This window comes from Pseudomonas sp. UBA1879 (genome assembly GCF_002338065.1).
Lineage (GTDB): Bacteria > Pseudomonadota > Gammaproteobacteria > Pseudomonadales > Pseudomonadaceae > Aquipseudomonas.
Map to the genome: position 1 here is coordinate 161,771 of NZ_DDHJ01000018.1, position 12,603 is coordinate 174,373.

Below are 12,603 nucleotides of genomic sequence, written 5' to 3' on the forward strand. Positions count from 1 at the left end.
GGAACGACGGCAGCGAAGCGGTGGATCAGGCGATGGAAAGCCGTCGCCTGATTGATCGCCATCGCTGCCGTCGTTTCAATCCGGCAATTTCGCGATCACCTTTATCTCGAAATCAAACCCATACAACCACGTCACGCCGACTGCCGTGATCGTCGGATGCGGCGCAACGCCCCAGAATTCGGGCACGACTTCCCAGATTTCTTCGAATCGCTTCTGCGGATCGACGATGAACACGGTCACGTCGATGACGTCGTCGAAGGTGATGCCAGCCTCTTTCAAAATCTTATTCAAGTTATTGAAGGCCAATCGCACCTGCGCTTTCAGCTCAGGTTCAGGCGAGCCATCCTCGCGGCTGCCGACCTGGCCGGACACGAACAGAAAGCCATTGGACTTGATGGCCGGTGAGTAGCGGTTGCGCTCGTACAGCGCTTGGCGCCCAGGCGGGAAAACAACGTCGCGAACAGTCATGTGAAGCCTCCATCGGTGGGTCGGATCTGACCCTTGATTAACGATGAGGCGACTGTAAAGGCCTTGCACCCGACCGATAAACGCGCAACCTTGATCAGCACTGTTTGGGATTACCAAACAATCCCGCTGATTTTTCGGAGTCGCCATGGATCGATTTGACGCAATGCAGGCGTTTGTGCGGGTGGTGGAAACCGGCAGTTTCACCAAAGCCGCCACCACGCTGCATATGAGCAAGACCAGCGTCACCCAACTCGTGCAACAACTGGAAGCGCGCCTGCGGGTGAAGCTGCTCAACCGCACCACGCGCAAAGTGAACGTGACCGCTGATGGCGCGGTGTATTACGAACGGGCCGTGCGGGTGCTGGCCGACGTCGACGATGCCGAAACCAGCCTGTCGGCCGCGGCGGCCTTGCCCCGAGGCCGATTGCGCGTGGATGTCCCGAGTCCGTTCGCCCGCTTCATTCTGATCCCGGCGCTGCCTGCGTTTCAGGCGCGCTACCCGGATATCCAGATCGACCTGGGGGTGAGCGATCGCATGGTTGACCTGATTGGCGAAAACGTCGATTGCGTGGTGCGTGGCGGCGAACTGACCGACCAGTCGCTGATGGCCCGTCATATCGGCGACCTGCAATTGCGGGTCTATGCGGCGCCGGACTATTTGCAACGCAACGGCACGCCGAACCATCCCCATGAGTTGGAAGCGCCGCATCACCGCATTGTCGGTTATCGCTGGGCGCGCACCGGCAAGCTGTTTCCGCTGGAACTGCAACGCGGGGACGAAACGGTCCGCGTGCAGAGCCGCCATGGTCTGGTGGTGGACGACGGCAACGCGTACATCACCGCGGGTCTGGCGGGGCTGGGAGTGCTGTGGCTGCCGACCTACATGGCCAGTGGGTCGGTGGCGCAGGGGGCGCTGATTCCGCTGTTCGAGGACTGGCAACTGAACGTGATGCCGATGTACGTCGCCTATGCGCCCAACCGGCACATCAGCTTGAAATTGCGCGTGTTCATCGATTGGATCGTCGAACTGATGGCTGAGCAGGCAGCGACTCCGTAAACCTCACCTGGCGCTCCAGGCGCGTTCAAAGGCGCGAATCTCTCGCGGGTATCGAGCGACGGTTTTAGGTCACGATCCATTGGCCTTTTGCCGGGCCTCGGCGCGCACCACCAGCCCGATGCCGATGGCGGAAATGGCCATCCCCGCTGCCATTGGCCAGGACAATGGCTCATCGAACATGGCCCAGGCCCAGAGCAGGGTGATCGGCGGGCTCAGGTACAGGACGCTGGCGACGCGGGTCGCTGTGCTGCGACGCAGGCAGATCCAGTACAAGCCGTAGCCGCCGAGGGTCGACAGGCCGACTGTCCACAGCACGCTCAGGGCAAACCCCGCCGAGGGAATCGGTGCCAGGCTGCCTTGGCTGCCCTCGATGGCGGCGAAGGCAAAACTGGAGACGAAGCATTGCAACCACAGGTTGGGCAGCAGGCCCATGGACGGCGACGCGCTGGCGCGTTTCTGCCATAACGTTGCGACCGCAAGTGACAGCATCCCGGCCACCGGCAAACCGTAGGCCCACAGCGGCGCATCGCCCAGCACCAAGGCGCCATGGGTGACCCACAGTACGCCGATCAGTCCGACGATCAGCCCCATCCAGACCTGACGCACCAACCGCTCGCCGAGAAAAATTGCTGCCAGCAGCGCCATGCCCAGTGGCAACAGGTCGGCGCACAAGGCGGCGAGCCCCGCCGGGACGCCCAGCTCAATGCCTCGCGTGACGCCGGTCAGGTAACCCGCCATGGCCAACAACCCGATCCCCGCATTGTTCAGCAGGACAGAAACCGGCGTCTTCAGCAGCGCCTTGTAAACGAAGGGCAGCAGCAGAAGCGAAACGACGACGCTGCGCCAGAACACCACCAGCAGTGCCGGGGCGTAGTCGATGGAAAAGCGCGCTCCGATGAACCCGGAGCTCCAGGTCAGCAGCAGCCCTGCCTCCAGCACAGGCAGCGGCAGGGTTTGGCGCCAGGAAAGGCGCGTCGCGTGGTCGTCTCGAATCGGGATGGGCTGGCTCATTCCCAAAGACTACGAAACCGGCGTAGTCTAATAAATCAAAATATCGTGCATCAGTTGTTCATCAGGATTGAATCATGACGGCCATTCTCGACATCGATCTTTTGCGCACCTTTCATGCGGTGGTGCGCATCGGCAAATTCAGCGCAGCCGCCGAGCAGCTGCACAAAAGCCCGGCGGCGGTGAGCGTGCATATTCAGCGTCTGGAGGCAGTGGCAGGCGGGCGGCTGTTGCACCGCGACAATCAGTCCATTTCCCTGACAGTGCTGGGGAAGCGGCTGTTGGTCTCGACCGCCGAGCTGTTGCGCACCCACGACCAGGCGCTGGCCGATCTGCATGGCACTGATCTGGCGGGACGCATCACCCTGGGGGTGCCTGACGAGTACGCGATCCACGTCATTCGCGACATTCTGCCAACGTTCGCCGCGGCCTGGCCGAACGTTGTGCTGGAGCTCAAGACCGGGCCAAGCTATGCCCTGCGCGAGTGGGTTCGGCGCGGCAAGTTGCAAGCGGCCGTGGTGGCGCAGATCAAGGGAGAATCTGGCCCCGACACCCAGCTGCTGATGTCGACCACCCCGGTCTGGGTCGGACCGGCGAACAGCACCGTGGCACTCAACGATCCTCTGCCACTGGCCGTTCACGCGCCGCAATGTCCCTACCGCGAAGCCATGACCGAATCCCTCAAAGCCACCGGTCGCCGCTTGCGCATCGTCCTTGAGAGCCCTTCCAATCAGGCCGTCAAAGCCTGCGTGGAAGCGGGGCTGGCCGTCAGCCTGATCGACCGTGGCAAGGTCACCGAACGCATGCAGATCCTCGACGGCCTGCCGACCATTCCGGACCACGACATCGTTTTCATGCGCAGCGCAGCGTCGCGGGGGGATGAAGCGGTGGACGTACTTGCGCGGGCGATGCAGCAGTCGTTTCGGCTGTAGTTTGCAGGTTCTCGATGGTGAGTTGTGGATCGCTGCCGTCGTCCCTCTGGGGTTTCCTACAAGAACGGTGGCGTATGGAAGATTCCTCGGGTCAGTCCAGCCGGCGGCACAGGTAGGCCTGGGTCTGGTAGGGAAACTCGATGCTGTCGCGGCCGCGCAGGGCGGGATGGGTCTTGATCAGGTCACGCAGTTGTTCGGCGACCACGGCTTTTTCGGCGTCAGGCAGCGCGGCGATGAAGCTGACGGACAGGAAGCGGTTCATGATCACCGTTTCCGCGGGTCCGACGTGACCGTAGGTAAAACAGCTGAGTTCGGGCGCAGCGAAGTGAGGACCGTTGAAGGGCAGACGCCATTGGCCGGTGTGAAAACGCGGGGTGTCGCCTTCGTACGGGGTGATGATGCGAGTGATCTCCGCGACCCAGTCCACGGACTCGTCCCGCACGTTCCAGATCAGCCCCAATCGACCACCCGGTTTGAGCACCCGATGGATCTCGGCAAGTGCGGCTTGATTGGCGAACCAGTGAAAAGCCTGGGCGCAGACCACCGCATCCACCGTGTTGTCGGGAAGGGGCAGCGCTTCTGCGGTGCCGGGCATGACGGGGGTGTCTGGCAGCGCTTTGGCGAACTCCAGACGCATGGCCTCGACAGGCTCGACGGCGGTCAGGTGTCTGGTCAACGGCGACAGCAGGCGGGTGAACTTGCCGGTGCCGGCGCCGAGGTCTACCACTGAGGTCTGTTCGTTGATGCCTAACATACGCTTGAGCCAAAGGCTCAATTCGTGCGGGTAATCCGGACGACCTTGGGTGTAGGTGCCGGCCTGCGTCGAAAACCCCACTTGAGCCGCTTTGTGAACGACTGACATTTCAGTGACCCTCATCGTAGAAAGGTGGCCGGCGGATTATGCGCCAGTTTGCCCCCACCGAAGATGAAAGTGGCAATCATGGCGCCGCCGTCTGGTCCTGCATCATGCGCAACAGCGGGGCGTATTCGGCATGGCTCACCGGAACGATGCCGGAGGCCTTCTGCGAATCCAGAAACCCCGACAGCCCTTGCTGATCGTTCAGCATCGCGGCGCGCACTCGCTCTTTCAGCGGGCCACACACGCTGCCGCTGAACACGAAGGGATCGTAGTAAATCGGCTCGGAGCGCCACAGGACCTTGAAGGTGTCCCGCTGAATCAGCCCGTCGGCGAGGTATTCATCGGCCCTCACGCTGGACACGAACGCGGCGTCCACTTTGTGATTGATCAGCGCGTCCAGCGATCTGTCGTGAGAGCCCGAATAGGCGATCGAGCCGAAGAACTGTGCCAGCGGCAGGCCGGTCACCCGGGAGAATTCGGTGTTCGGCACCAGGCTCCCCGAGGTGCTGGCCGGGTCGGTCAAGACCACGGTTTTCCCCCTCAAGCCATTGATGTCGGTCGCCACCTCGGGACGCGCCAACAACAGCGCTTGATAGTGATGGCCGGCGGGCGTGAAAAAGCCATGGTTGATGGTCAGGCTGGCAAAGGGCTCGATGCGCGGGTCGCGGCGGTACGCCAGTATGTAGGACGCCGGGCCCAGCCAGGCAATGTCGACGCCGCCGGAGACGATGGCATCGATCACGCTTTCATAGGAGGACGATGGCACGATTTCTACCGGAATGCCGGTGGCGCTGCTGAGCCGTTCGATCAACGGTTTTTGCTCGTCGAGCAAGGCGTCCATGCTCTTCTTGGGAATCACCGCGATGCGCAGGCTCTGCTGCGTGCACAGCGCTGTCGAGGCGGAGGCCGTGGGGGAGGGCGCTGCCAGACACGCGTTGAACATCAAGGCGGTCAGCACCGTGATGACGCCGTTCACTGCACGCATGGGGTTTCCGTCGCAACCGTGTGAGTAACGTTCGCGGCTGCCGCGTCCATGAAGGGCGGGTATTCGGCCAGTTGCGCCGCCGCCAGCGGACGGCTGAAGTGATACCCCTGCGCCACGTCGCACCCGGCGATCTTCAGGCACACCACCTGCTCGCGAGTTTCCACGCCTTCGGCCACGACCGTCAGGCCCAGGCGCTTGGCGAGGATGATGGTGGAAGAAACGATGGGGCTGTCGTCCGGTGTGTTGGACAGCGGCGCGATGAGCGTACGGTCGATTTTCAGCTTGGTCAGCGGCAGCGATTGCAGATGGGCAAAGCCGGCGTAGCCCATGCCGAAATCGTCAAGGCTGATGTTCATCCCCGCGTCGCGCAAGCGCTGCAAATGCTTAACCGCGCGACCTTCCTGATCGAGCAGCGCGGTTTCGGTGATTTCCAGCTCCATCCACTGCGCGGGAATCCTGTGCCGCGACAGTTTGGCCAGCACCCGGTCGCTGAAATCGGCCTGATGCAGCTGCAAGGCCGAGACGTTGACTGCAAGGCGCAGTTGCCGGCCTTCCTTGCGCCACTGTTCGAGGGTCTCGCACGCCAGCCGCAGCACCTCCCAACCCAGTGCGATGATGAAGCCGCTGCGCTCGGCCAGCGAGATGAAACGGTCAGGAAAGAGCAGCCCGAATTCAGGGTGTTCCCAGCGCACCAGCGCCTCGTACCCGTCGACCACCATGGCGTCCAGACGAATCTGCGGCTGGTAATGCAACACAAACTGGCGCTCGCTCAACGCGTGACCGAACGCCTGTTCCAGCATGAACTCTTCAACATCGGCCACGTTCAGCGACGGGTCGAAGAAGCGGTACTGACCGCGACCCGCGCGCTTGGCCGAGTACATCGCGGCATCGGCGCTACGGATCAAATCCTCGACGTCCTGGCCGTCCCGCGGGCAAATGCTCACGCCGACACTGGGGCTGGTGGTGACTTCGTGTTCGCCGAGGGAATAGATTGCCGACAGTTTTTGCACCAGGCCGCGCACCCAGCCGTCGATCTGTTCTTCCGTGCGTTCGCCGGCCAGCAGCACGACGAACTCGTCGCCGCCAAAGCGCGCCGCCTCGTCGTCCGGGTCCAGCAGGCGACCGATGCGTCCGGCCACGGCTTGCAGGAGCATGTCGCCGACCTTGTGGCCGAGGGAGTCGTTGATCGATTTGAAGCGGTCCATGTCGATGAACAGGATCGCCATCAGCCGTCGCTTACCCCGCTGGCTGGACAGCGTGCGCGCTGCGACCTCAAGGAACTGACGGCGGTTGTGCAGCCCGCTCAGGTGGTCGGTGGCCGCGGCGTGGCTGCTGCGTCGGTGTTCGTCTTCCAGACGCCCGATCAACTCCTGATTGACCTGTTGCGCCTGCTCCAGCGCGTTGAACGCTTCCTGGCGCTTGCGCAGCACGCGCAGGGTCCAGATTAGGCTGCCGAGGATGACCAGCGTCATGAACAGGTTCAGCCACAGCTGGCGTTTATAGGTCAGGCGCGAGGACGCGAGAATGTCGTCGTCCGCCTGACTCACCACCACGCTGAACCCGCGCTGCGGCACGCGCAGGTACATGCTCTGAAAGGCAGTGTCCCTCGACACCTGCGTCAGCAGGCCGGTGGTTTCGCCGTCAAGGGGAAGCTCGGGGGCCATCGTCACCGCCGATACCATGACGCCGCTGCTGCTGATGCGCAGGCGTTCGTGACCGTCGTTGTCGAGCAAACGCATCATGCCGCTTTGCCCGAGGTCGATGTGTTCGAACAGCGCCGCGAGGTAGCCCACGTCCAGCTGCACAACGAGAATGCTGTCCATCCTGCCCGTGGCCGAGTCCACCAGCGGCAGCAGAAACGGCAGGCGCCAACTTGGCACCAGCGGGCTGCTTTCGGCCAGGGAGGCACTGGGCAGCAGCGCCTTGAAACCGTAACGCTCGGCGTGCTGTTGCAGTTGCGTCAGCCACTCGTTCGGGAGCTGGCGCGGTTCGTCGAAATGACTGGCGGACAGCAGGCTCCCGCCGCTGTCGTACAGGCTCATGCGTTTGAACACCGGGTCTTCGGCGAGCATGCGCACCAGCCCCCGGTGGCGCTGACCGAGGTCCTCCATGTCGCTGCGTGTGACCCGGCCGATGGCTTGTGCGCGGTCAACTAACTGGCGCAGGTTTTCAGCGGCAATGGTCGCCAGATTAAGGTGTTCCGCCGACTTGGCAGCGAGCGCTTCGCGGTGCGACGTGGCTTTCTGCTGGCCGTAAAGCGCCCACAGAAACACCAGCGTCGCGGCGCACAACGTCATTAACAAGCCTTGGAGAAAACTGAGGGAGGAGAACGATCGGCGGACCACTGCATGTACTTCCTGCCGCGAGGTGATGGCAGAGTAATACTGCTTTGTGACAGGTTCGTGACTTGAGGTGTTCGCCGACTAGCCGTCCGGATAGCGCATGCGGTGGATCGGCTGGCGCCAGCCGCGTGACACTCCGCCTTCGGCCGTCCTTCCTCCGGCCGCTCCTGCAGGATCGGTGGTTTGGTCAGAAAGTGCTGCCTGGTCAGGACCAGGTGCTGGGCTTGCAAGGGGGCAGACGCTACACGGTTGCCTGAGTCAGCGCCATCAGGGGCAAATCGAAGGGGCCTTTATAAAATCCAAAAACGCCCGCAACGGCGACGGCACATACCGTCGGCCAGGGTAATAAAGGAAGGGGCCGCTGAACGTCTGCCACCAAGGTTCGAGAATGGGCACCAACGCGCCGCTGTAGAGGTGCGGGCGGAGCCAGTCTTCGAACAGGTAGACCACGCCTAAGCCGTCGACAGCCGCCTGAATGCCAAGGTCGACGGCGCCGGCAATGCGGACGATGAGGGGGCCGGTGGGGTCGATGTTGACGCTTTCGCCGTCCTTTTCGTATTCCCACACTGGCATCGAGCCGCTGGGAAATTTGCCGCGCAGGCAGGCGTGGTCGAGAAGGTCACGAGGGTGTTGCGGGATGCCGTGGGCGGCCAGGTAGGCTGGGGACGCGGCCGTGGCGAAGCGCTGCGAGCGCGGGCCGATGGGCACGGCGATCATGTCCTGTTCAAGGCGATCGTCGTAGCGGATGCCGGCGTCGCAGCCGGCAGCGAGCATGTCAACAAAGCTTTCTTCGACGATGACTTCCAATTGGATGTCGGGATGGGCCTTTAGAAATGGCGCGATGATCGCAGGCAACACCAGGCGCGCGGCGCTGGCGGGCACGTTGAGTTTCAGGGTGCCGGAGGGGCGGTCCCGGAAATCGTTGACCACGTCCAGCGCCGATTCCACCTCACCCAACGCGGGTACGATGCGTTCCATCAATCGCGCACCGGCTTCAGTCGGCATTACGCTGCGCGTGGTCCGGTTCAGCAGGCGCACGCCCAGGGCGGCTTCGATGCGGCGGACGGCATCGCTCAGGCTTGACGCCGATTTGCCGCTGATCCTTGCGCCCTCACGAAAGCCCCCGGCCTTGACCACGGCCACGTAGGCCATCAAATCTTGTAGATCCGCTGCCATATCCCCGCCCGATGTGGACACCCATTGTTCGATTAACCGTACACGCTGTGCCGATTGCACCTGATTATCGAGCGACGGGTCAACGCCTATAGTGGCCGCACTCACTTTGATAAAGGCAGATGACATGAGCGACGCAAGCAAAGCAGGCACTTTTCAACTCGGCGACCGGAACGTGCAGCGCATGGGCTACGGGGCGATGCAACTGGCAGGCCCTGGCGTGTTCGGTCCACCCAAAGATCCGAAAGCCGCCGTGGCGGTGCTGCGCGAGGCCGTGGCCTTGGGCGTGAATCACATCGACACATCGGACTTCTACGGCCCCCACGTCACTAATCAATTGATCCGCGAGGCGCTGCATCCTTACGCCGATGACTTGACCCTGGTCACCAAAGTCGGCGCGGTGCGCGGTGACGATGCGTCGTGGAACCCGGCGCAAAGCCCCGCCGAACTGGTGAGCGCTGCGCATGACAACTTGCGCAACCTCGGGTTGGACGTATTGGACGTGGTGAATTTTCGGGTATGGGGCAACCTGCACTCGCCGGGCGATGCGTCCATCGCCGAGGGTTTCACTGCGCTGGCTGAGATGCAACAGCAGGGCCTGATCCGCCACTTGGGCCTGAGCAACGTTTCTTCGGCCCAGGTGAAAGAGGCGCAGACCATCGCCAAGGTGGTCTGCGTGCAGAACCACTACAACCTGTCCCACCGCGCCGATGAACAACTGATCGCGGAACTCGGGCAATACGGCATTGCCTACGTGCCGTTCTTCCCACTGGGCGGTTTTTCGCCGTTGCAGTCGGACGTACTGGCCAGCGTGGCCCAGCGCATGGGCGCTTCGCACCTGAATGTGGCGCTCGCCTGGCTGTTGCAGCGCGCGCCGAACATTCTGCTGATTCCCGGCACCTCATCTGTGGCGCACCTGCGTGAGAACCTGGGGGCGGCAGGGCTGAAGATTCCGGGCGAGTTGCTGGCGGAGCTGGATGCCGTGGCCTGAGGCACCGCTACTCAGCCGGGCAACGATTCCCGGCTGAACGCATCGACTTCCTTCACCAGGCCTTTGGCCGCCAGCCTCACCAGTTCCCCGCCTTTTTCCGGGGTCGCCAGCGCAGGGTCCGAGCCCATCCGGCCATCGGGGAAACGTGCCCGGAAGTCGCCGGCTTCACGGATCGGCCCGGTTGGGGCGATTTGCGGGGAGTAGTCGGCCGACTTGATCGCGTCAGGGTAGGCCCATTGCGTCACGGCGATTTCCGAGGGCGTGGCGTGAGAGCCGTGGCCGACGGGAAATTGCTCGTGGGCGAGCTTGCCGACGCCGTCCAGATCCCACCAGTTGCACAGCTTCAGCGCAAAACCTGCGGGGCGGCGGGCAAAGCTCGCTTCGGCGTACAGCTCCGAGAACGCGGCTTCGATCGACGCGATGTTGCCGCCGTGGCCATTGAGGAAGAGGATTTTTTCAAACCCGTGACCCGCCAGCGAACGCGCCCAGTCGCCGATAGCGGCGATAAAGGTCGAGGGGCGCAGGGAAATGGTGCCGGGAAAGCCCAGGTGATGCTGGGCCATGCCGATGTTGAAAGTCGGCGCGATCAGGATGTCGGCGTCTTTTTGAGCTTCTTCGGCGATGATCTGCGGGCACATCCAGTCAGTGCCGAGCAGGCCGGTGGGGCCGTGTTGTTCGTTGGAGCCAATGGGAACGACGATGGTGCGGCTGCGCGTCAGAAAGTGCTCGATCTCGCGCCACGTCGACAGATGGAGAAGCATATTCAGGTCCTCGTTCAGTTGAAAAGCGATGGCAGAAGCTGTGGAGCGCCGGCATAGCAGCACCGCTCGCCGGCGGTCGCGGCTTTGGAATCGTCACCGCCAGCAAGCCGGACTGCTACAGGGGGAGCGGCATCAACCTGCGTTTCGTTCCAGCGGCGGCGTGCGGGGTGGCACTTGGCGTCTGCTGCCGGTCGCCTCGAACGCTGACGCCAGGCGCAGCAATGCCGAGTCATCGTAGGCGCGGCCCGCAAAGGTGAGGCCCACCGGCATACCGATGTCAGGCATGACACCCATGGGCACCGTGACGGTCGGCACCCCCAGGTGACGGATCGCGAGGTTGCCGTTGGCAACCCACACGCCGTTGCTCCACGCGATATCTGCAGACGCCGGATCGACGTCCGCGTTGGCTGGCGCCACATCGGCAACGGTGGGGAACAGCACGGCGTCCAGGCCCAGCGTGTCCATCCAGTCTTCCAGGTCCAGCTTGCGGGTTTTTTCCAGACCCCGCAGACCCTCCGGCAAGGTCTCGATTTCATTCCATGGGGTGATGCCACGCTCGGCCATGCGCACATATTCATCCATGCCTGCCGCCAGATCGCCCTCGCGGTTCGGCAGGGTGCCGGGGTCGTGGGGGAAAATTCTGGGGCCGTCGACGTCGACCAATCGGTTCAGCTTCGGATCGCCGTTGGCGCGCAGGAAATCGTCGAAAGCCCATGCGGTCAGGTCCCACAATTCGTGGTGCAGGAACTCCTTGGACACGATGCCGCGATTGAACACCGTTGGCGCGCCGGGGCGGTCGCCTTCGCAGTTCGACACCAGTGGGAAATCGACCTCGATCACTTCGGCCCCGGCCGCTTCCAGGGCAGCGCGCGCTGCTTGCCACAGACCGATCACCGAAGGACGGGTGTGGATGCGCTGCCCCGTAGGGCCGCCAATGCCCGGTGCCGCGCTGGTGCCCGCGTCGGGGTCGGCATTGATGTACATGCGCGGAATGCCCAAGCGTTTGCCTGCCAATGCATCGGCCGTCACCGCCAGTTCGGCGTACGAGGGCGGACGTACCGACGCAACCGGAGGAATGGGCACCCACGGCTGCAACCGCCACAAGTCGCCACGGGTGTCCGGGTCTTCGGCGACCACCACGTCCAGCACTTCCAGCAGGTCGGCCATGGTGCGGGCGAAGGGCACGACCACGTCCATAGTCGGTGTCAGCGGCCAGTTGCCGCGCACGGAAATCACACCCCGCGACGGTGTGTAGGCGCACAGCCCGTTGTTCGATGCCGGGCCACGGCCGCTTGACCACGTTTCCTCGGCCAGGCCGAACGCTGCGAAGCTGGCTGCTGTCGCCGTACCCGCGCCGTTGGAAGACCCGGACGCGAAGGGTGCAGTGAGAAAGTCAGCGTTGTACGGGCTTTCCGCGCGGCCATACACACCGCGCTGCATCCCGCCGTTGGCCATTGGCGGCATGTTGGTCTTGCCCAGGCAGATCGCCCCCGCCGCGCGCAGGCGTTCGATGGTGAATGCATCACGATAGGCGAGCAGATCGACGAACGCCGGGCTGCCCGACGCAGCGGTCAGGCCTTTGACCAGATAACTGTCTTTGGCGGTGTAGGGGATGCCGTCCAGCGGGCCGAGGGACTGACCGTTGGCGCGGCGGGCGTCGGCGGCTTCGGCTTCTTTGAGCGCATCGGGATTGCGCACGACCACCGCATTCAAGGCGGTCGCGGTCTGCGGGCCGTCGTAGGCGTCGATCCGTGCCAGATACGCCTTGACCAAGTCCACTGAGGTGGTCTCGCCAGACGTCAGGGCGGCCCGCAGTTGCGCGATCGAGACTTCGGTGACGTCGATCATGCGGCCACCGCCGAATGCGGAATAGAGCAGGTGTTGAATAGGCTGGTCATCATGCTTTCCGTTTCATGGCGCGCCTCCAGGCAGGGGCCGACGCGCGCTGTACTGGTAATCCGGTGCCATATTTAACACCAAGTGAGGAAGCGGCGGCAGAGGGAACGTTCTGTAATATCATCTTAATA

Annotated in this window: 11 protein-coding genes; 3 read left to right on the top strand and 8 right to left on the bottom strand. The window is 63.2% G+C overall.

The features are described from left to right. Positions 1–75 precede the first annotated feature (75 nt). Positions 76–468: a RidA family protein gene (locus B3N48_RS20965; RefSeq protein WP_296187086.1), complete on the bottom strand. Its 393-nt coding sequence runs from the start codon at positions 466–468 to the stop codon at positions 76–78. 145 nt (positions 469–613) lie between these two features. Here B3N48_RS20965 and B3N48_RS20970 point away from each other — a divergent pair, with 145 nt between their 5' ends. Continuing rightward, the gene (locus B3N48_RS20970) at positions 614–1,525 is read left to right on the top strand and encodes a LysR family transcriptional regulator (protein WP_296187088.1); all 912 of its coding nucleotides are present in this window, start codon (positions 614–616) and stop codon (positions 1,523–1,525) included. A 69-nt stretch (positions 1,526–1,594) separates the two neighbouring features. Here the strand turns inward: B3N48_RS20970 and B3N48_RS20975 are convergent, their stop codons facing one another. Next, positions 1,595–2,464, bottom strand: a complete 870-nt coding sequence (locus B3N48_RS20975; protein ID WP_296187570.1) for a DMT family transporter — start codon at positions 2,462–2,464, stop codon at positions 1,595–1,597. Between the two features lie 146 nt (positions 2,465–2,610). On the opposite strand from B3N48_RS20975, the gene B3N48_RS20980 reads away from it, so the two are divergent. After that, a complete protein-coding gene (locus B3N48_RS20980; protein WP_296187090.1) occupies positions 2,611–3,465 on the top strand; it encodes a LysR family transcriptional regulator in 855 nt (284 codons plus the stop codon). Between the two features lie 91 nt (positions 3,466–3,556). On the opposite strand, the gene B3N48_RS20985 is transcribed toward B3N48_RS20980, so the two are convergent. The 4 genes from B3N48_RS20985 to B3N48_RS21000 form a co-directional block, all read right to left on the bottom strand. Further along, entirely contained in the window at positions 3,557–4,327 is a 771-nt protein-coding gene (locus B3N48_RS20985; RefSeq protein WP_296187092.1) for a class I SAM-dependent methyltransferase, read from the bottom strand. Between the two features lie 76 nt (positions 4,328–4,403). After that, entirely contained in the window at positions 4,404–5,309 is a 906-nt protein-coding gene (locus B3N48_RS20990; protein ID WP_296187093.1) for a phosphate/phosphite/phosphonate ABC transporter substrate-binding protein, read from the bottom strand. Next, positions 5,297–7,654, bottom strand: coding sequence for a putative bifunctional diguanylate cyclase/phosphodiesterase (locus tag B3N48_RS20995; RefSeq protein ID WP_296187094.1), 2,358 nt, complete (start codon positions 7,652–7,654; stop codon positions 5,297–5,299). The genes B3N48_RS20990 and B3N48_RS20995 overlap by 13 nt, the downstream gene beginning before the upstream one ends. A gap of 264 nt (positions 7,655–7,918) precedes the next feature. Further along, positions 7,919–8,827, bottom strand: a complete 909-nt coding sequence (locus B3N48_RS21000) for a LysR family transcriptional regulator (protein WP_296187095.1) — start codon at positions 8,825–8,827, stop codon at positions 7,919–7,921. A 124-nt stretch (positions 8,828–8,951) separates the two neighbouring features. Between B3N48_RS21000 and B3N48_RS21005 the strand changes: the two genes are divergently transcribed. Next, positions 8,952–9,815 carry an aldo/keto reductase family oxidoreductase gene (locus tag B3N48_RS21005; protein ID WP_296187096.1) on the top strand — a complete coding sequence of 288 codons (864 nt, stop codon included), beginning with the start codon at positions 8,952–8,954 and terminating at the stop codon, positions 9,813–9,815. 11 nt (positions 9,816–9,826) lie between these two features. Here the strand turns inward: B3N48_RS21005 and B3N48_RS21010 are convergent, their stop codons facing one another. Next, on the bottom strand, positions 9,827–10,576 hold the full coding sequence (locus B3N48_RS21010) for a creatininase family protein (protein ID WP_296187098.1): 750 nt from the start codon (positions 10,574–10,576) through the stop codon (positions 9,827–9,829). A gap of 132 nt (positions 10,577–10,708) precedes the next feature. Further along, a complete protein-coding gene (locus B3N48_RS21015) occupies positions 10,709–12,424 on the bottom strand; it encodes an amidase (RefSeq protein WP_296187100.1) in 1,716 nt (571 codons plus the stop codon). Between the last annotated feature and the right edge of the window lie 179 nt (positions 12,425–12,603).